Origin of the sequence: Kitasatospora sp. NPDC127035, from assembly GCF_042726075.1 — a bacterium.
GTDB lineage: Bacteria > Actinomycetota > Actinomycetes > Streptomycetales > Streptomycetaceae > Kitasatospora.
Genome location: NZ_JBHXDN010000045.1, coordinates 1 through 19,269 on the forward strand (window position 1 = coordinate 1; position 19,269 = coordinate 19,269).

The 19,269-nt window shown below is 71.1% G+C and carries 15 protein-coding genes; 5 read left to right on the forward strand and 10 right to left on the reverse strand.

Going from position 1 to position 19,269, the window contains the following annotated elements; translation table 11 throughout:
• A partial coding sequence (locus tag ACFWIC_RS26940) for a pirin-like C-terminal cupin domain-containing protein (protein ID WP_380520195.1) occupies positions 1-241 on the forward strand: 241 nt, incomplete at its 5' end.
• A gap of 410 nt (positions 242-651) precedes the next feature.
• On the opposite strand, the gene ACFWIC_RS26945 is transcribed toward ACFWIC_RS26940, so the two are convergent.
• The gene (locus ACFWIC_RS26945) at positions 652-810 is read right to left on the reverse strand and encodes a hypothetical protein (protein WP_380520196.1); all 159 of its coding nucleotides are present in this window, start codon (positions 808-810) and stop codon (positions 652-654) included.
• A gap of 356 nt (positions 811-1,166) precedes the next feature.
• Between ACFWIC_RS26945 and ACFWIC_RS26950 the strand changes: the two genes are divergently transcribed.
• Positions 1,167-1,289 (forward strand): hypothetical protein, encoded by a 123-nt coding sequence (locus ACFWIC_RS26950; RefSeq protein ID WP_380359144.1) that lies wholly within the window; start codon positions 1,167-1,169, stop codon positions 1,287-1,289.
• A 48-nt stretch (positions 1,290-1,337) separates the two neighbouring features.
• Here ACFWIC_RS26950 and ACFWIC_RS26955 read toward each other — a convergent pair whose 3' ends face one another.
• The 6 genes from ACFWIC_RS26955 to ACFWIC_RS26980 form a co-directional block, all read right to left on the reverse strand.
• A complete protein-coding gene (locus ACFWIC_RS26955; protein WP_380520222.1) occupies positions 1,338-2,144 on the reverse strand; it encodes a class I SAM-dependent methyltransferase in 807 nt (268 codons plus the stop codon).
• A gap of 523 nt (positions 2,145-2,667) precedes the next feature.
• Positions 2,668-3,702: a hypothetical protein gene (locus ACFWIC_RS26960; protein WP_380520197.1), complete on the reverse strand. Its 1,035-nt coding sequence runs from the start codon at positions 3,700-3,702 to the stop codon at positions 2,668-2,670.
• A gap of 51 nt (positions 3,703-3,753) precedes the next feature.
• Positions 3,754-8,676 (reverse strand): RHS repeat-associated core domain-containing protein, encoded by a 4,923-nt coding sequence (locus ACFWIC_RS26965; RefSeq protein ID WP_380520198.1) that lies wholly within the window; start codon positions 8,674-8,676, stop codon positions 3,754-3,756.
• 288 nt (positions 8,677-8,964) lie between these two features.
• Positions 8,965-9,648 (reverse strand): hypothetical protein, encoded by a 684-nt coding sequence (locus ACFWIC_RS26970; RefSeq protein WP_380520199.1) that lies wholly within the window; start codon positions 9,646-9,648, stop codon positions 8,965-8,967.
• Positions 9,645-10,394, reverse strand: coding sequence for a MerR family transcriptional regulator (locus ACFWIC_RS26975; RefSeq protein WP_380520200.1), 750 nt, complete (start codon positions 10,392-10,394; stop codon positions 9,645-9,647). The genes ACFWIC_RS26970 and ACFWIC_RS26975 overlap by 4 nt, the downstream gene beginning before the upstream one ends.
• 181 nt (positions 10,395-10,575) lie before the next feature.
• Entirely contained in the window at positions 10,576-11,520 is a 945-nt protein-coding gene (locus ACFWIC_RS26980; RefSeq protein WP_380359159.1) for an alpha/beta fold hydrolase, read from the reverse strand.
• Between the two features lie 195 nt (positions 11,521-11,715).
• Between ACFWIC_RS26980 and ACFWIC_RS26985 the strand changes: the two genes are divergently transcribed.
• Positions 11,716-12,663: a helix-turn-helix transcriptional regulator gene (locus ACFWIC_RS26985; RefSeq protein WP_380520201.1), complete on the forward strand. Its 948-nt coding sequence runs from the start codon at positions 11,716-11,718 to the stop codon at positions 12,661-12,663.
• A gap of 92 nt (positions 12,664-12,755) precedes the next feature.
• On the opposite strand, the gene ACFWIC_RS26990 is transcribed toward ACFWIC_RS26985, so the two are convergent.
• The gene (locus tag ACFWIC_RS26990; RefSeq protein WP_380359165.1) at positions 12,756-13,277 is read right to left on the reverse strand and encodes a TerD family protein; all 522 of its coding nucleotides are present in this window, start codon (positions 13,275-13,277) and stop codon (positions 12,756-12,758) included.
• Positions 13,278-13,821: 544 nt separating this feature from the next.
• On the opposite strand from ACFWIC_RS26990, the gene ACFWIC_RS26995 reads away from it, so the two are divergent.
• Positions 13,822-14,748, forward strand: a complete 927-nt coding sequence (locus ACFWIC_RS26995) for an MFS transporter (protein ID WP_380520202.1) — start codon at positions 13,822-13,824, stop codon at positions 14,746-14,748.
• 45 nt (positions 14,749-14,793) lie between these two features.
• Complete coding sequence (locus tag ACFWIC_RS27000; RefSeq protein WP_380520203.1) at positions 14,794-15,252, forward strand: MFS transporter; 459 nt, start codon at positions 14,794-14,796, stop codon at positions 15,250-15,252.
• A gap of 137 nt (positions 15,253-15,389) precedes the next feature.
• On the opposite strand, the gene ACFWIC_RS27005 is transcribed toward ACFWIC_RS27000, so the two are convergent.
• Together ACFWIC_RS27005 and ACFWIC_RS27010 are read right to left on the reverse strand one after the other, a co-directional pair.
• Positions 15,390-17,756, reverse strand: a complete 2,367-nt coding sequence (locus ACFWIC_RS27005; RefSeq protein WP_380520204.1) for an LPXTG cell wall anchor domain-containing protein — start codon at positions 17,754-17,756, stop codon at positions 15,390-15,392.
• A gap of 185 nt (positions 17,757-17,941) precedes the next feature.
• Entirely contained in the window at positions 17,942-19,117 is a 1,176-nt protein-coding gene (locus ACFWIC_RS27010; protein WP_380520205.1) for a cytochrome P450, read from the reverse strand.
• Positions 19,118-19,269: the final 152 nt, after the last annotated feature.

The window sequence follows — 19,269 nt, forward strand, 5'->3', positions numbered from 1 at the left end:
CCACCTCCCCCTCCACGCCCACACCGACGCCACCCTCCTCCTCCTCGGCGGCCACCCCTTCGAGGAGAAACTCGTCATGTGGTGGAACTTCATCGGCCGATCCGGCGAAGAAATCACCCAAGCCCGCAACGACTGGGAAACCGGCACCCGCTTCGGCGAAGTCCACGGCTACGACGGCCCCCGCCTCCACGCCCCCGAACTCCCGGCCCTACCCCTCAAGCCCCGCGGTAGGGTGCGCTGACCTGGGGAGATGCTTCGAGGAAAGCATCTGTGCCCTGTCGCTACCGACTGGACTTTTCGGGCATCTCAAGGTCATTGGCAGAGCGAGTTCCGTCTCCCGCACCTGCCCCCTCGGGGGGGGTAGGTGCGGGGCCGTTGATTCTCAGGTCTACGCGCGATTTGCAAGGTCTGCTCGTACCGATGCTGACCTTCTGCTGACGTTTCTGACTGATCGGCGGTGACGGATTGGCCTGGAAATCGGCGGGCTCGGCCCCGAGTATCAGGCCGACGGCGAACACCGCAGCGGCGTTGAGCGCGTTGTGCCGCCCCGGAACCGCCAGGGTGAAATGCCAGTTTGGTGCTGAGAAGCCAGAACCAGCCCCGAGAGTGAGCCGACGCGGCGCGAGCAGCGTTGTTCTCGGGCGGTGCGGATCAGCAGCATGACGGCGTGAACGCCCGCCGGTCGTCCATGCCGCCTTCGGCCTGGTCGACGGCCTCGATCTCCACGTCGAGGGCGTCGACGCCGTCGCCGGCACTCCAGCTTTTGTCCGTGGCCGGACTCAGCTTTCCTGGCCGAGTGTCGAGACGCAACGGTGCGCCTCGTCCGTTCGCTTGATCGCTCAGGCTATGACCCACCACTGACAGGCGCTACAGGTGCGACTGCTGAGATTTGTCCAGGCATATCCACCGACCGGCCCCTGAGTTCCAGGAGGTCACACGAGGTGAGGCCGCCCTCCACCGTGGTGGAGGGCGGCCCTGTGGGCTTATCGGCCGTGGCCCGCATCGATACTCGCCCCCAACCCGTGCCACCGCTCGGAGCGTCGGAGGCCATCCTCATCGCCGTCCGCTCTGCCATGGGCGAACTGGAGGGAGTGCCCCAGCTGTGCGAGGTGCTGAAGGAGGGCTAGGCGTGCTGCCGTACAGGAGCCCGAAGAGGGAGAACGGCGTTGGAGCCGAGCAGAGGCCGCCGCGACATGGCGGCGCTGGAGCGCAAGGTCCGCAGCGCAGGGCGGCCGTGGACGGTGGGCGCCGCCGAGCCCGGCGACCGCCCCGACCCGGCCGCAGACTGAAGCGTGGCCGGTCTCGTCGAAGTTCGACGGTCTGGCCGGGGTGGCACTTCAGCGTGCGGTGACCCAGTACGCTGCGAGCGGGCGGTTCCCGTGCGGTGCGGCGACGGTCCGCAGGACGTCGCTCTGGCTGAGGACGAGTTGCCGTACCGGTTCGGAAAGCGCGGCCAATCGTTCTCCTCCGGTGGTCAGGTCGAGACAGGCGGTGATCTCCCAGTCCGCGTCCTGGAGTGCGTCGGTGTCGACCGGCCCGTCGCCGTCCGTTGTCCAGCCCGTCTCGGGCAGGAGCCGCAGCAGCGCCTCGCGGGAGAAGGACGTGCGGATGTTGCCCTCGCCGTGTGAGCCCGCGGCCTCGATCTGGCCCTGGATCAGTACGGCGAGCAGGTGCGCCAGCTGGTCGCCGCGGGTGGGCGTCAGGTCCCATTCGGTGAACCACAGCCGGCGCGCCCAGGGCCGCACCCGGGCCAGCGTGTCGCGCAGGTGCCCGAGCGAGGCGAAGTACCAGGAGCAGTGGGCGAGCACGACGTGGTCGAAGGCGTCGGAGGGGAAGTCGACGGACAGGTCGCGGACGTCCGTGCTGAAGCGGAAGTCGATGCGCGGCCCGAGCGGGCTCGCCGCGAGCCGGGCCGCCGATTCCCCGAGCGTGACCGGCGCCCCGTAGGTCGGATCGGCGACATCGACGGCCACCACGCGTCCCTGGGGACCGACGGCTTCCGCGAGGACGGCGGTCATGTCGCCCTGCCCGCACCCCAGTTCGAGGACGGTGGATCCGGGCTCGATGTCCCAGCTCGCCACGAGTGAAGCGCGGTGGCGTGTCTGTACCAGCTGAGCATCCGGGCTGTGGTCGGCAGCGGCCATGGTCTTCACGAGCAACGGAATCCTGGCATGGAGATCGAAGTGCTTCACACAATCCTCAGTGGCTGTTCGGCGAACCGGTGAGGACGAGGGTACGAGACGCCCCTTGGCGGCGCCTGCGATTTCTCCGTCGAGCCGGGCGTTCAGTTCGCCGGCCAAGCGGGGCCCGGCGGCGAACGGGCCGAGGACCGGATGCAGGTAGGAAGGGGAGGCCGGGACGGGGTGCTCGGCGGTGAGGACTTCGGCGACGGCCTGGGCGGCGTCCGTGAGTCAACCGGCGAGAGAGGAGCGGTTGGGCGTGGCGTCGGTGCTCATCATCGGGCCCTACGGGACGAGCCGGCGGCGGCGAGGCGGCCGAAACCCGGCACACAGCCCTGCCGGGGGCGGAACTGGCCGCCTCCGTGGTGGCCCGCCTCGCGAAGGGGGTGACGGCCCTCGATGAGGAGATCGCGGAGATCGCGGAGATCGACGCCTCCTTCCGCCGCGGGCGGGATGGATGCGGACGGCGGTCTTCGAACCTCGTTTCCTACTGGTTGAGATCGTAGAGGTTGAGGCCGCCGACGATGTCCCCTCCGTCCACCCAGAAGGCGCCCCAGTTGCCGTACCTGTCGTACGCGTGGATCTCCGGGGCGAACCACTCCCTCCACGTGTCCAGCGGCCCGTTCGGAAGGTGCCATCCGTTGCCGCCGGTGGTGGAGTGCACCCAGGTGAAGCACAGGTACTGATCGGGGTTGTCCCGGTTGTAGATCTTCGCGTAGTCCCACCACTTGTTGCCGTCGGGGAAGTTGACGACCTGCGCTTCGCTGCGCCCGTCGCTGTCGAAGTAGTACGCGGAACCGTGCGGCTCGTGGTACCAGACGTAGCCGCCGTAGAAGTTCTTGTGGTGGTTGTCGGGGGTGATGTTGCAGGCGAAGAACCCGTCGTAGCCGGATCCGCTGAAGTAGTTGCTCACCGAGAAGGTGACGAAGTAGTTGTCCGGGGATCGCAGGGACAGGTAGTAGTTCCAGGCGTTCGTCGTCACGTACTTCGTGTCTTCGCCGTACTTGGTCGACGTTCGCGAGTAGTCCCAGGCGACGTCCGCCAGCGTGTACGTCAGGGCCTTCCGCGGATTGAGCCTGACCTTCGCCCGGTGCGTTCCGTTCAAGGAGCTCTTGATGATGTGGTCGCTGTCGGTCTTGACCTGGACGCCGATCGACTTCGGGCTCGCTCCGGGGGCGCAGTACACGTAGAACGTGACCAGCTGGGTTCCGTCGTCGTCGAACGAGGCTTCGGCGCGCTCACCGGACAGGCCGGGGGTGGCGGTGAAGGCGTTGGTGGTGTCCGTGTAGCACCAGCCCGAGGTGCCGTTCCAGTTGAGTGTCGACTCGGTGACGTAGTCGATCAGCCACAGGCGGTCGAGCAGGTGGGCGGAGTCGACCTCGACGGGATCCCCGTCGCCGTCGGTCGGCGCGATACTGATCATCACGCCGATCCTGTTCCGCCCGTTCGCGTAGATGTCGCACGTCTCGTCTCCGCTCACGAGGATGATCGAGAGCTTCGACACGCTGGTCCATGTCGACATGCGTGGTCTCCTTCGTTCGTCCGAGATGGTGCGGCGGCGTGCGGCAGGGTCTCAGAGCGCCGTGTGGAATCCGGCGAAACGTGGCGAGTACGAGTAGCCGGCGTCCAGGCCGAGGAACTCCCGGACGGCGTCGTCGTTGCGGCTGCAGCAGAAGCCCACGATGATTTCGTGACTGGAGTCGCCCCGCAGGATCTCCCCGATCCGGTCGAACGACAGGCGGGGCGTGTTGTGCACGTACACGTTCGGCGACCAGAGGCTCTCCTGCCCCGTGGCCGCGTGCGGCCTGCCGCCGACGTCCTGGTGGTAGAACTCCGCTTTCGCTTCCGCGCCGGTGCGCTCCCCGAGCTCGGCGCCGTGTGTTCCGCTGAGAATGTCGACCTTTTTGCCGCGCGCCGCCGCGTTCAGGGCAGCCCTCCTGACCATGACTCCGTCGACCTCGCCTTCGCTGACCCAGACCCTCGCACCGTTGCGGTTCTCGATGACGAACATGTCCCAGGGGGTCTTGTCCGGTAGGACGACCGGCAGGCCGTGGAGCTCGGGATCGGTCTTCGCGAGCTTCAGACCGAGCGTGGCCTTCCTCTTCGCCGGCCCTCCGAAGCCGCGTGCGGCCTCCTCGGCGAAGCCCGGGGCGCGCTCGGCCCCGAGGCGGGCCAGGCGCGCGCCGCCTTCGGCCAGCCCGGCCGCCCCGGTGCCGAGCGAGACCCAGCCGAGGACGGCCGAGGCCTTGGGGGAGGCGGTTTCGAGGGCACCGCTCGCGATGGCGGTGACGTCGGAGGCGACGCCGAGCGTGCCGACGACCAGGGTGGTGGCGGAGGCGGCGCTGATCGCGGCCATCACCCCTCCGGCGGCGACGATGGCCATGCCGCCGGTGACGGCGGCCAGGGCGAGGCCCGCGATGCCCAGGCCGATGCCGAGCCAGGCCTGCCAGCTCAGGTGGCCCGACGGGTCGACCCGGTTGACGGGGTCGCCCGCGCAGTACGCGTAGGGGTTGACGCCGCCCGCACCGAAGGGGCTCAGGGTGTCGGGGGTGGTGAACCGCAGGAGGACGGGATCGTAGGCGCGGGCCCCGTTGCCGAGGTGGTACCAGCCGGTCATCGGGTCGCTCCGCTGGCCGGTGAAGCCCAGCAGGCTGTCGGCGCCGCCGACCGGCCGTTCGCCGTAAGGGGTGCGGGCGTACGGTTCCCGGCCCTCGGCGCCGGCCGCCAGGTGGACGGTGCCGGCGCCGTCCGTCGTGAGCAGCCGGGTGCGTCCGTCGCGCGACTGGGCCACGTAGGCGCCGTTGCCGAGCTGCAGGAGGCGGGCGGGCCGGCCGTCCTCGGTGACGGCGGCGAGGGATTCGCCTCGGTAGTGGAGGACGGTGGTGTGGCCGTCGGTCCGCTGGGTGAGCAGCCGGTTGAGCGGGTCGTAGCCGTACTCGTTCGCCGGGCCCGTCGAGCGCAGGCGGCCGAGCGGGTCGTAGGCGAGCGTGCGCCCGGCCCGGTCCGTGATCAGGCGCCCGGCCGCGTCGTAGGCCAGGGTGATCCGGGGCGGGTGGGTGCCGCCGGTGTGGGTGATGCCGGTGAGCTGGCACGGGTCGGACGGGTTCTCGTACAGGTAGATCGCGGTGTCGGAGCCGTCGGCGTACTGCGACCGGCACCGGGTGACGTTGCCGAAGGCGTCGTGGTCGAAGGTCTGCGCGGTGATCCCGTTGCCCTGGGCGTCGGTCGGGGGCGTCGGTCCGGCGCAGGTGTAGGCGGTGAGCCGGTTGCGGCCGTCGTAGCCGAAGGTCTCGTCGCGCAGCAGCGTCGTGCCGGAGGTGGACGTCCTGCGGGCGAGGAGGTCGTTGTCCAGCCACTGCTGGGTGAGCGACCAGGTGCGGCCCCGGCTGTCCCGGGTCGAGCGCGTCACCTCGCGGCCGAAGTCGTCCAGCGTGAGCGTGGTGGTCAGGGTGTACCCGGACTGCGGGTCCCTGACGGTCCACGAGGTCGGGCGGCCGTCGGAGCCGTAGCCCAGCGACACGCCCATCGCCGGGTCGGTGATGGCGGTGATCCGGCCGAAGGCGTCCCGCAGGGTCTGCCGGGCGGTGCCGTCCACTCCGGTGTAGCCGGTTTCCAGGCCGCCGGGCGTGAAGGTCCATCGCGCGGTGACGCCGGGACCGCCGGATCGGGTGGTGGTCTCGGTGCGGGGCAGGCCGGCGGGGGTGTAGTCGCGCGTCACCGTGACGTCGGCCTCCTGCGCGCTCGTCAGGAAGCCGGAGACGGGGTCGTGCCCGAGGCTCTGGGTGAGGGAGTCGGCCTGGACCCGGGAGACGGCGTTGCCGAGTTGGGGGACGAAGGCGTAGGTGATCTGCCGCTGGTCGGGGGTGGTGACCTGGGTGGGGAGGGGGCCGCTGTCGTGGGCGTACCGGTAGGACCAGGTGCGTCCGCCGGAGCTGGTGCCGGTCAGTCGGCCCAGGCCGTCGAAGGTCTGCGCGCCGTAGGGGATTCCGGCCACGGTGAGCGTCGTGGCGAGGCCGCCGGAGGAGAACGGTGCGTAGGCGCGGGTGACGGCCGTGCCGTCGGGCAGGGTGGTGCGGGTGAGCCGGCCGCGCATGTCGTAGTCGTACTGCGTGGTGTTCCCCAGCTCGTCGGTCTCGCGGCGCAGCCGGCCCCGGCCGTCGTGCTCCAGTGTGCGCCGTCCGGAGGGGGCGCCCTTGAGGTCGAACCGCTCCGTCGCCACCGGCTCGCCCCGCGTGTTGAAGGTGGTCACCCCCGTTCCGGACACCGGGCTTCCGCCGCCCAGTTGCTGGACCGTGGCCGTCAGCGAGACCGGGTCGATCCGGGTGAGCCGGCCGGTGCCGTCGTCGCAGGCGATTGCCGACAGCCGGCCCCAGTCGTCGTAGGACAGGGTCCGGGTCAGCTCGGCCGCTCTGCCGCCGCCGTCGGGCAGGTGGTCCGTCACCGACTCCGATGCCGCGCGGCCCAGTTCGTCGTAGCTCACGCGCTGGACGACCTGCCAGGTGCCGTCGCCGCCGGTGTGCCGGCGCTCGCCGACGACCGGCCGCCCGGCGCCGTCGAAGCTGACGCGCCGCTGGTTGCCCAGCGGGTCCGTGGATGTCGTGACGAACGGGGCGGAGGTCCCCACCTCGTAGGTGTGGGTCTCGGTCGCCTCGTACGGGGTGCCCGGGTGGGTGGTGCGGGCCAGCGTACGGCCCAGGCCGTCGTAGCTCGTGGTCACGGTGTTGCCCTGCGGATCGGTGGCCGACCACAGGCGCCCGGTGAACCGCGAGCGTCGCTGCGAGCGCATCGTCGTCAACCGGTCGTGGGTCGTCAGACGGTGCGTCTGGACCAGCGCCTCACCGTCCGTCCGGAAGGTGAAGGCGTGGGACGCGGTGTAGGAGTCGCCGCCCTCGCCGTCCGGGAACTCGACCTCGGCCAGCGCGGTGATGCGGCCGAACTCCGCGCCCGAGGTGCCGTAGGCGAGGTCCTCCCTCCGCAGGAGCCGGCCGTCGGCGTAGTGCCGTTCCGAGGACTTCACCACCGCGGTGGGCACCCGCGCGTCCGGTGTCGCGTACGAGGTGTAGGAGTAGGACGTCCTGACGGCGGGTGCGTCGAACCCGGTGCCCGGCGGCGTGTGCGTGACGGCCCTGAGCCACCGGGTGAATCCGTGGGGATCGGGCGGGCAGTCCGATCCGCTGCCGCCCGTGGGGTAGAACTCCCAGTCGGTCCGGGTCCCGTCGGGATCGGTGCGGCTGCGCGGGTTGCCGGCGTCGTCGAAGTCGGTCTGTGTGACCTCGGCGCGTGATCGGCCGTCCGGCTCGGTCCAGGTGACGGTGCGGGTCTTCGGGAGCTGGAAGCGGTCGTCCTGCTGCTCGAACCGCCGGCCGACGACCGCGTGGTAGTCGGTGCGAACCTGCCGGGAACAGCCGTTGCGGCTTGTCGTCTCGTCCGTCTGCAGGTGGTAGGTGTTGAAGGTGCGGGTGGTCCTCGTGGTGCGGCCCCCGGTGGTGACCGACTCGGTGGAACCGTAGGTGTAGCCGGTCAGGACCCCGTAGAGACTGTCGAGGTCGGAATTCCAGGCAGCACCGGAGCGGCCGCCGAGGAAGTTGTTGTCGGTGTAGCTGTAGTCCACCTCGGTCTGCGGCTGGTCGCCGCCCGGTCTGCGGACGTACCGCGTCACGTAGGGCAGGGCCGGCAGTCCGGCGGAGTCCGGGAACCGGTGACCCGTCCCGCCCTGGGAGTAGGAGACGGTCTCGGACATTCCGCCGGGCATGCCGACCCGGGTGATCCAGGAGCCCCACGCCCCCTGCCGTCCCACCGGTTCGGAGCTGAAGCTCCAGACCAGCGGCGCGTCCGCGCCGAGCCCGAAGTGGTGCACGCTCGACAACAGGCTGTCCTGGAAGCGCAGTTCCACGCGATACCCCTCGGAGTGCCCCGGCAGCACCGTCAGGGTGGCCTTGGCGCTCCCGGTGTAGTCCACGGTCAGCAGGGTGTCGTTCTCGTCGTTCACCGCCTTGAGACGCGGCACCGAGCCGTGGCCGAAGTCCCAGGTCAGGCCGAGGGCGTGCCCGGCGGGCGTCAGCAGCGTGGTGGGCACCTTGAGGCCGAACGCGTTCCGCGGCCCGGTGAGGATCTCCACGTCGCCGGACTTGTGCACCAGGCGGTACGCGTCCCGGTCCTTGGTGACGCGCACCGTGTCCAGCTTCTTCTGCCTCAGGACGACCGTGCTGTCGGTCTCCTGGACCTTGTACTGCTCTCCGGAGGCCAGGACCAGCAGCCGGTTGTCCCGGTCGTAGGCGGTCAACCCCAGCGAGACGCCCCGCCCCAGGCCCGCATCGGTGCCGTTGAGCGGTGAGTAGCCCAGTACCAGCGGCAGCGACGGCCCGAGATTGCGGTTGCCGACCAGATTCCCCAACGAGATCCGCACGTTGAACAGTCCGGTCCGCGGATCCACACCCCCCGCGACCGCACTCCCGAAGTTTCCGGCCTGTGAGTAGAACGACGGCGGTGAACTCATGAAGAACACTTCCGGCAGAGGCGGACAGGGCGGACAGGGCGGAACGGGAGGACAGGGAGGGCAGGGAGGAACGGGAGGGCAGGGAGGAACGGGCGGACAGGGCCCTGGCGCCGGCCCCCTCAACCTCTCACCAGACTGACGGCTCCGATGCTCGCGTGTGGTGCGGACACGCAGAATGGCTGATTCCCTTACAGGACAACAGACTTGAGGGGACCAAGGGGCCATCGGGGCCCGCGGGCAGGGCGGCGGTCCTGCCGGACCGGACCCGTACCCGGACCCGGACCCGGGTCAGGTCTGCGAGGCTGCCTCCGGGCCCGGTCCGGGCGTGAACCGTACTCGCGTGACGGCGTCGTGGAGGGCCTGTGGGTCGTCCGCGTGCAGCCTGATCACCGTCACGAGGCGGGGTGCGCCGAGGAAGGTCGGTGCGTCGACCGGTTCGGTGAGTTCGAGTGTGACGGAGGTCTGTGAGGCGATGGGGAGGTTGAGTTCGCCGTCCTTCTTCTCGTGGGTGAAGCGGGTGTCGCGGCGGACGGAGGCGATCCGGTCGAGGGGGAGGCGGATGTCGACGCCGGCCGCCTGCCGGATCCGCAGGGTGCGGCCGGCGAGGACGTGCGGCCGGGTGCGGGAGGCGGCGTGCAGCCCGAGGACGAACAACACGGTGTAGACGTCGACCACCAGGAGGACGGCGTGGAGGACGGGTAGGCCGGCGAGGAGGAGGGACAGGGCGCCGGTCTCGACCACACAGGCGAAGGTGAGGGCGTACATGGTCGTGGCCTGGTCCCGGCCGTGGGTGAAGACCGCGTCGGCTCCGTCGGTGCCGTGCGGCCGGCGGGTGACCCACCGGACCAGGCTCTCCATGACACGTCGCTCGTGTGCGAGGACGCGCAGCACGGGTACCGGAACGAGCCGTGGGCGCTTCGGTGGCGCGGTGCCGGCGGGCTGCGGCCGGGGCGCCGGGGGCGTGGAGGTCATGCGGACTCTCCCTGTCGTCGCTTGAGGAGTCCGAGCGCGCGGCGCACGGCCGCGGCCTGGGCCGGGGCCAGGTCCTCGTAGAGGGCCCCGGCCGGGCCCCACGCGCCTGCGCCGGGAACGTGCGCCGCCAGACTGTCGGGCAGAAGGGCCGCCAACGCTTCGGCCGCCCGTGCCACCTGCGGACTGTCCGGCGCCTGACCGACGAGGTCGTCCAGCAGGCCGTAGACCTGTCCCGCGTGCTCGGACATCTCCTGCAGCGCCGCCATCAGGGACACCCGCCGTTCCTCCGGGGTCGCGGCGTCGAGGAACGCCAGGTGCTCGCGGTCCTTCACGGCCGCGGGCGAGTCATCGGCGCCGCCGAGCGAGGCCAGCAGACCGGCGAGCTCCGGCGAGACCGGTCCCCCGGGGAGCAGGGACCCCTCCTGCGCCTGAACCAGCAGCGCGGCCAGCCGCGACCGTCGCTCCCGCAGGAGGGCCTCCTGCCGTGCCAGGTCGGCGTCCAGCTCCTCCAGGACCTCTCTCAGGTCATGGCCTTCGGCGTCCGCCAGGACGTCCCTGACCTCGTCGAGTCCGACTCCGAGCTCGGTCAGCCGACGGATCCGGGCGAGCAGGACGGCGTCCCGTATGCCGTACTCGCGGTACCCGTTGCTGCGTCTCAGGGGTTCGGGCAGCAGCCCCAGATGGTGGTAGTGCCGTACGGCCCGCGGGGTGACCCCGACCAGCGCCGCGACTTCGCCGATTCTCATGAACCCAGTGAAAACCATGACGTTGCGGCAAGGTCAAGGACAGGCGCGCCTGCCCCCGACCCGGCCGCGTCGGTCCGTCGGCGAACTCTTCCGTTCGTCCCGACGATTCCGGCCTTTGGTTCGACGAGCCGCTCAGGAGAAGGACCGGCCCGGAGAATCACATGATCGACCGGACGGATCCTCAGGCCCTCTCGTGCCGCCTCAGCCATTCCGAGATCGCCCGGTTCGTCTCGACCGGCTTCTCCTGCTGGATCCAGTGGCCGCAGTCCAGGCTGACCACGTCCACCTGGGGCACGAACTCGGCCAGGTTCTCGGACCTGCGCACCGTGTCCCGGTCGCCGTAGATCATGAGTGTGGGCTGCCGGACGATCGGGTCCACGTCCGCCAGCAAGCGCCAGTTGCGGTCGAGGTTCCGGTACCAGTTCACACTGCCCGTGAACCCCGCCGATTCGAAGGCGGAGACGAAAACAGCCAGTTCGCCGTCGCTCATCACGGGCTCACCGAGCGGCTTCTCCGCCCTGGCGAGATCGATCAGTGCCATACCCGGCCGAGGCTCCCTGGGGGGCTCGTTCTTCCGGTAGATGTTGCGAAGGAACTGGAAGGTGTTCTCTTCGAACACGGCGTCCGCGACGCCCGGCTGCCGATTGAAGTGGACGAAATAGAAGTCGCCGCCGAGTACCTCCTCCATGGACTCGATCCAGGGCCTTTCTCCGCGCTCCTGGTAGGGCAGGCTCAGGTTGATCACCTTGTTCACACGGTCCGGATGCAGCAGGGCCAGTCCCCAGACGACCATGGCACCCCAGTCATGACCGACAAAGGTGGCGTCCTCGTACCCGTAGTGATCGAGAAGTCCGACGAGATCACCCGACAGGTGTGCAAGGTCGTAGTCCGTGACGTCGGCCGGGCGGGACGAATTGCCGTAACCTCGCTGGTTCGGGACGATGACGTGGTATCCCTCTGCGACGAGGGCGGGCACCTGGTGGCGCCAGGAAAAGGCGTGCTCCGGCCAGCCGTGGCAGAGCACGATGGGCTTTCCGGCATTCTGTCGACCTGCTTCGAAAACTTCGAGCTCCACGCCGTTGACCGGAACAACGGTGGGCTCGGGGAAATCGGATGGATTGAACACTGAATTTCTTCCTCATCTTTTCGGGATTCGGGACGATCAGGCGGCGAAGGTTCCCGACGACGGCGCCGGTGCAGCCCCGGCAGGCCGGGGGCCGACACGGTCGCGGGTGGTGCGACTCGCCCCTGAGGCCATGTCGCCATCCTGCCGACGAACCCGGTCACCCCATGACCGGTTTTGTGTGGAAGTGTTGCCGGCGTGCGAACCGACCGGCTGGTGGCCGTCCTCCTCCTGCTGCAACGGCGCGAGCAGGTGACAGCGGCGGAGGTCGCCCGAGAGCTGGAGGTGTCCGAGCGCACCGCCCGCCGCGACCTCGACGCCCTGGCCACGGCCGGGGTGCCCGTGTACTCCGTGCAGGGCCGGGGCGGCGGCTGGCGCCTCGTGGGCGGCGCCCGCACCGACCTGTCCGGGTTGACCGCGGGTGAGGCCCGTGCGCTGTTCCTGGTCGCGGGCCAGGCCTCGGCCGCGACGCCGGCCGTGAGAGCGGCTCTGCGCAAGCTCGTCCACGCCCTGCCGGAGCCCTTCCGGGTGCAGGCCGAGGCCGCGGCGTCGTCGCTGGTCATGGACCCGCAACGATGGGGGTCGAGCCCGGTCGAGCACCGGCCGGCCCGCTTCCTCGACGAGCTCCAGGACGCGGTGATCCGAGGCGTCCAGGTGCGGCTCGGCTACGTCGACGGCAAGGGCGCCGAAACCGCGAGGACCGTCCACCCGCTGGGAATCGTGGCCAAAGGTCCGTCGTGGTACCTCGTCGCCGACACCGGGGCCGGTCGGCGGACCTTCCGGGTCGACCGCGTGTCCTCCGTCGACCCGACCGGCGATCCCGCGCGGCGACCCGCGGACTTCGACCTCGCCGCGAGCTGGCGCGAGATCGCCGACGAGGTCGACCGCAGGCGGACGCCCCTGGAGATCCAGGCGGTGTGCGCGCCCGACGGGATGGGCCTGCTCCGAATGATGCTCGGCCCTCGGCTCGTCGTGGGAGGTTCCACGACCGACGGCCGCGTCGAGGTCGTGATCCGCGGCTACAACGAGTACGCGCTCGCCGGCGAGCTCGCCGGACTGGTCGAATGGCTCGACGTGACCGGCCCTCCGGGTGTGCGGGACCGCCTGGCCTCGATCGGCAGCGCGCTCGTCGAGCGGTACGGCTGAGACCCTGATGGGGCGCCGGCCGGCGGGCGGTACCGACTCGTACGGCTCGGACAGAATCCCGGCCTACCCGCCCCAGCCTGCTGCGGCAGGCTTCAGGTGCCCATGATCCTCGCGAAGGTCGCCGGATCGGCGTCGAATCCGTGGACCCCGGGCCGGAATCCCCAGACCCCTGAGCTGTCCCGGACGAACTCCGCGACCCTCGCCGCCGTGGCCTCACCGGTGCCGGAGAAGTCCACGACCGCGAACTCGTCGCGCCCGTTCCGGATCTTCAGCACGGGGTTCGCTATGTCCCCGAACGTCAGCCGGCCGGCGTTCTGCTGGATGGCGACGCCCACGACAACCCGGCGGTAGCGGTCCGCCAGACGGTCGAGCTCCAGGACCAGACGCTCGTCGACGCCGAGGCCCTTGCCGTCGCGGCTGTCCCTGGTGAGTGTGATGGTGCCGTCGGGAGCGCGGCTGTCGAAGTGGACCAGGTAGGAGGGGGCGACGGACGGGGCGTCGGCGGTGTACGTCGCGGCGACGAGGTCCAGATCGTGACGTGCCGAGCCGGCTGGGCTCGGATCCCACAACAGGCCTACTTCGATCCGCTCCAGACCCTTGTTGAGACTGCTCACCGGACTCTCCCTTCGTCGTCACACCGACCCACGGCGCCATGGAGTACCCACCCGATGGTGGGCAACGACAGTGTACTGACATGTGATTGACAGGAAGTGAGCTTCGCACGGGCGAACCTCGGGCCCGGCTGACCGTCCGACCCGCGCGGACCCGGCCCAGGGGCAGGGCCTCCGCGTGGTCGGGCGGCGAGGCGGAGGCCGAGGAGCCGGGCGGCGCGGCCGACGGAGCCGGGCACGAGGTGTCGGTAGATCTCGAAGGCAGCTCCGGCCCGGACCACCGCGGTGCCGGTCGCCGCCCACGGGCCGAATCCGACCGCGGGTCCGGCGTTGCGGTCGCAGGCGGCGCGCAGCCGCTCCACGGATCCCGCGACGGCCCGACGCCCGACGGCCCGGGGGAGTAGGGAGCGCCCGGCGGATCACCCGCCGCGGCGACGGCCCGCAGGTGCGGTCTGCCGTTCCGGATGCGGCGGGCCGAGTTTGGCGGTGCCATGGAGAGACGCTGTCGGGCGCCTGATCCTTCCGCCGTGAAAAGAGGCCAGCTCCCGTGACCGAGGATCCCGCCGCCGGCGAACACGCCCGTCCTGCCCGGTCGGGCGCCGGCTCACGCATGCTGGCACCACTCGCGCTGGCGCAGTTCATCTGCAGCTTCGCGGGCTCCAACATGAACGTGATGATCAACGACATCAGCCACGACCTGGACACCACCGTGCAGGGCGTGCAGGTCGCGATCACCGTGTTCCTGCTCGTCATGGCCGCGTTGATGATCCCGGGCGGCAAGGCGACCGACCGGTTCGGCCGCAAGCGCTGCTTCCTCGCGGGCCTCACGGTCTACGGCGTCGGCGCGCTCCTCAGTGCGGTAGCCCCCGGACTCGGCGTGCTGATCCTCGGCAACTCGCTCCTCGAAGGCGTCGGCACCGCCCTGCTCATTCCCCCCGTCTACATCCTCACCACGCTGCTGTACCCCGACCTGACCTCCCGCGCCCGCGCGTTCGGGGTCATCATGGCGGCCGGCGGCGTCGGTGCGGCCGCGGGCCCGCTGATCGGCGGCCTGATCACCTCCGCGATCAGCTGGCGCGCCGCGTTCGTCTTCCAGGCCCTGGTGGTCGCGGTGATCATCGCACTGAGCCGAAACATCGCCGACCCGCTCCCCGCCGACCCCGATCGCCACTTCGACGTGCGCGGCGCCGTCCTGTCCGCGGGCGGGCTGGTCCTGATCGTCACGGGCATCCTCGCCGCCGACGACAACCTGTGGCTGACTCTCGGCCTGATCACCGCCGGCGCCCTCGTCCTGGGCTGGTTCCTGCACTGGATCCGCGGCGAGGAGCGCGCCGGGGTGGAACCACTGCTGTCCACCAGCCTCTTCCGCAACCGCACAGCCAACCTCGGCCTGGTGACCCAGAACGCCCAGTGGCTGCTCCTCATGGGTACCTCGTTCACCGTCGCCACCTACCTGCAGGTCGTCCGCGGCTAAGACGCCATCGAGACCGGCGTCATCTTCACCGCCGCCACCCTCGGCGTGCTCGCCTCCTCCCTCGCCGCGGAACGCCTCGCCAGGCGCTTCCTCCAACGGACCCTGATCATCAGCGGGTTCGCCCTCGCCGTGTTCGGCATCGCCCTCCTGCTGGCCCTGGTCGCCGGCCGACCCGGCGCCTGGGCGTTCGCCCCCGGGCTGCTGCTGATCGGCCTCGGCCTCGGCGTCATGCTCACCCCCTCCGTGAACATGGTCCAGTCCGCCTTCCCCGAGGACCAGCAGGGCGAGATCTCCGGCCTGTCCCGGAGCATCTCCAACCTCGGCTCCTCCTTCGGCACCGCCGTCGCAGGCACCATCCTCGTCGCCAACCTCACCCAGAACGCCTACGCCGCCGCCATGGCCACGCTCGCCCTCGCCGCCCTCATCGGCCTCGCCGCAGCCGTCCGGCTCCCTCGCACCGCCCCCACCGCACCGACCCGGGCCGGGACCCGGCCCCGACCGTGACCCCGGCCGGCTGCTGACCCCGGCCGGCTGCTGGTCCCGGCCCCGCGGCCCGTCCGGCAGCACGGGGCCGCGCCCACGCGGGAGGCGTGGGCGCGGCCGTGGCATTGCGCAGGTGCGGGAGTCAGCGGGTGCGTGAGTCAGCGGGTGCGCCGGCTCCTCAGCAACAGGAGCGCTCCCACCGCGACGGTGCCGAGCGCGGCGAGGCCGACGAGGGGCAGGACCCTGGCCGCGTTGCTGCCGGTCTGAGGCAGGTGGCCGCCGTGGTCGGGGCGGGGCGGGGGGACGTGGGTCGGGCTCTTGCCGGGCACCGGGCCGGGGCTCGTGGTCGGGCCGGGGCTCGGCGAAGCGGTCGGGCTGGCGCCGGCGCTGGGGCTGGGTGAGGACGTCGGGCTCGGTGAGGACGTCGGGCTGGGGCTCGGGCTCGGGCTCGGGCTGGGACTCGGGCCGGTCACCGGGACCTCGGCGCGGCAGCGCGCGTCGGTGGAGCCGGGACGGCAGTTGTTCGGGTAGCTGTCGGAGGCGACGGTGTTGCGCAGCACCACGTCGGCGGCCAGCGGGGAGCGTACGGTGACGGAGTAGTCGATGGTCACGGTGGCCCCGACGGGCAGGTCCCCGGTCCAGGTCAGGGCGGTGCCGGCGAACTGCACCCGGCCGGAATCCGCAGCGGCGTCGTTGTTGTAGGCGGCGGAGTTCAGTACGCCGGACAGGTCGTCGGTCAGGGTGACGCCGGGGGCGTCGCTCCGGCTGGTGTTGGTCGCCCGGATCCGGTAGCGGACGGTGTCGCCGGGCTTGGCGGTGGCGGGGTCGGAGGACTTGACGACGGTGTAGCCGGGCACGGCGGCGACGGTGTTGCGCACGGTGTTGCTGGTGCGCTCCTGGACGCGCTGGGTCTGGTTGCCCTGGAAGCGGAGGGTGGCCGTGTCGTCGAGGTGGGTGCCGACGGCGGTCGCCGCGTCGACGGTGACCTGGAAGGTGACGTTGGCCTCGGCGCCCGGGGCCAGGTCGGGGACCGTGCAGGTGACGGTCTGTCCGCTCGCCTGGCAGGCGGGGTTGGAGCCGGGGACGAAGGTGGTGCCGGCCGGGATCGGGTCGGTCACGGTGACGCCGGTCGCGGTGTCGAGGTCGGCGGTGGTGCCGTCCTGGTGGCGGTTCGCGACCGCGAAGGTGTAGGTGATGGTCTCGCCGGGGCCGACCAGGCCGGGCGGGTTGTCGTTCGGGTTGCCGGGCGGGGTGTTGGCCTTGGTGATCTGCAGGTCCGGTTCGAGGGCGTCGACGGCGAGCCAGACCGCCTGCGGGTGCAGTGCGTCGCCCGCGCCGTTGATCCGGAGCACGGCCTGGGCGCTGTTGGCGGGGATCTTGCCGGTGACGTCGATCGTCCGGGCGTCGTAGCCGTAGTTGTTGACCGGCGCGGGGTCGCGGGTGGTGAGGTTCGCACCGGTGCCGTCGGCGTTGACCGTGTCGATCCGGCTGGTGAAGGCGTTGTCGGTGGCGACGGTGGGACCGGGCATCGGCAGCAGGGTGAGGCTGTCGGCCGCGGCGCCCACCAGCAGCTGGTCTCCCGCGATCGGTACGTCGCCGTCGCCGACGGTGACGCCCATGGTGGCCGGCGGGGCGGTCGCGGGCGTGCGGATGCCGGCGAGGGTGAGCGTGGCCAGGTTGTCGGGGGAGCGCAGCAGTTGGAAGCCGTCCCAGACCTGGAGGTAGCGCAGCGGGTCCGCCTGGTTCTGGTAGGCCACCACCAGTGACCAGCCGCCCCAGCAGCCCACGTTGTTGCCACCGGAGTTCTGGGCGGAGGAGCGTCCGGCGCACGCCTGGATGTCCGCGACGGTGTAGCTGCCCGGGCCGGCGGCCTTCACCTGGGAGGTGACGTCCTTCACGCCCGCACCGGCGAGCAGCGGCTCCGGCGGGGTACCGCCCACCTGCTGGTCGAACCAGTCGTAGGTGTCGGCGGTGAGCTGCTCGTAGGAGGTGCCGCCCGGGACCTTCCAGGACACCAGGTTGCCGGCGTTGATGTCTCCGGAGGTGCCGCCCGCGGTACTGGTGTTGGTCGGGTTGAACTGCCAGTACAGGCGGGCCGACAGGACCTCCGCCCCGGCCGGGATCACCAGCTGCGCGGAGGACGCGTTGTCACCGGGCGCGTTCGGGTCGGTCTTCACGAACTTGGTGCGGCCGTTGTTGGTGCCCTCGGTGTCGTTGCAGACCGAGCCGTCGCTGTCGTCGCAGGTCAGAACCGAGTTGGAGGCCATCGTCAGGTTGCCGTGCGCCAGCAGGTCGACCACCGGGTCGGGGCCGATCGGGCGCTGCGTCCCGGCCCCCCGGGGCTTCGGCTCGGCCGCTTCGGGCACCGGCTTCGAGTCCGCCCGGACGGCTCCGGCCCTCGGGATCCCCGCGGAGGCGGCCGGGGAGGTGACGGCCAGCGAGGCGGCGCCCGTACCGAGCGCCACCGCCAGCAACGCGGACAGGACGTGCGGCGGACGCAGCCGCCGTTGTCGGACAGGTGACACGGGAACCTCGCTGTCGGGAGGCGACACGAACAGCAGGACCTCGTACCTTCGCTGACCGGCTCCGATGCCTGGCGGAGGGGACCTTCACCCGCCCGGGTCAACACCAGTAGCCGGATGGCCCGGGGCGTGGGCGTGGGCGGTGGGCGATGAGCAGGCAGCGGGCGGAGCCGGCGCGTGAGGCACGGTCACGGCAGCACCGGCAGGGAGACCGGGCCCCGCACCAGCCTCGTGTTCCGCCACTCCAACTCCCCGGCGGGCACGGCGAGACGGAGCAGGGGGAAGCGCGTGGCGAGGGCCCGGAACACGATCTCACCCTCGGCGCGGGCGAGGGGTGCTCCGAGGCACCGGTGGATGCCGTGCCCGAAGGCGAGATGCCCCTTGGTGTCCCGGTCGAGGTCGAACCGGTCCGGGGCGGGGAAGCGCGCGGGGTCGTGGTTGGCGGCGCCGGGCGCGATGAGCACCGGGGATCCTGCGGGGATCTCGGTGCCGCCGAGGCGGACGTCCTCGGTGGTGAACCGGAAGGTGGCCGTGCTCACGGGGGAGTCGAGCCGGAGGAGCTCGTCCACGGCGCTGCTCGCCAGTGCCGGCTCATCTCGCAGGCGGTGCAACGCATTCGGGGCCTGCAACAGGGCGAGGAGTCCGTTGCCGATCAGGTTGGCGGTGGTCTCGTGCCCGGCCACGAGAAGGAGCACCGCGAGGGAGACGAGCTCGTCCTCGCCGAGCCGGTCCTCGCCGTCGCGGGCACGGATCAGGTCGTGGAGCAGGCTGTCGTCGGGGGTGCGGCGCTTGGCTTCGACGAGGTCGGCCATGTAGCCGGCGACGGCGTGCGAGGCGGCGTCGATCCGTTGGGGCTGTCCGGCCGCGAAGAGCTCCTCGGACCAGGTGCGCACCGCCGCGCGGTCGGCGTCGGGAACCCCCAGCAGTCGGCAGATGACGGTGACCGGCAGCGGGACGGCGAGGCTCTCGACGGCGTCGGACACTTCGCCGGGCACCCACGCGTCGAGCAACTCGTCCGTCACGCGGGCGATGTACGGGCGGAGCCGCGCGACGGCGCCCGGCGTGAACGCCTTCGTCACCAGGCTCCGCAGTCGTGTGTGCCGGGGTGGATCGGTGGCCAGCATGCTCCGGGACACGGCGGGGTGCAGGGTGCGTCCGGTGCCCTTGCCGGCGAAGAAGGTCGCTGTGTCCTTGGACAGCCGCGGGTCGGTGAACGCCTCCCTGGCTTCGGCGTAGCCGGTGACGAGGTAGCTCGGCCTCCCTCCTCCGCCGGGCATCCTCAGGACCGGTGAGGTGCCTCGGAGTGCCGCGAAGACGGGGTACGGGTTCCGGAGGAAGCCGGGGTCCTGCAGTGGGTTGCTCATGCTCGTCCCTGTGCCGTTTCGACTGTCGTGCCTCGTGCGGGGTGGTCCGGACGACGTGGCCTGCGGCGTACGCCCGTGCGGTCGAGCGTAGCCAGGTGGCCTCGGCGCGAAGGGGCGGGCCGGGCGGGTGGTGCGTCAGTCGCCTTTCCGCG

Coding starts and splice junctions, on each gene's coding strand:
- ACFWIC_RS26955 (WP_380520222.1), bottom strand. CDS start 2,144: ATGGCCGCTGCCGACCACAGCCCGGATGCTCAGCTGGTACAGACACGC.
- ACFWIC_RS26960 (WP_380520197.1), bottom strand. CDS start 3,702: ATGTCGACATGGACCAGCGTGTCGAAGCTCTCGATCATCCTCGTGAGC.
- ACFWIC_RS26965 (WP_380520198.1), bottom strand. CDS start 8,676: ATGAGTTCACCGCCGTCGTTCTACTCACAGGCCGGAAACTTCGGGAGT.
- ACFWIC_RS26970 (WP_380520199.1), bottom strand. CDS start 9,648: ATGACCTCCACGCCCCCGGCGCCCCGGCCGCAGCCCGCCGGCACCGCG.
- ACFWIC_RS26975 (WP_380520200.1), bottom strand. CDS start 10,394: ATGAGAATCGGCGAAGTCGCGGCGCTGGTCGGGGTCACCCCGCGGGCC.
- ACFWIC_RS27010 (WP_380520205.1), bottom strand. CDS start 19,117: ATGAGCAACCCACTGCAGGACCCCGGCTTCCTCCGGAACCCGTACCCC.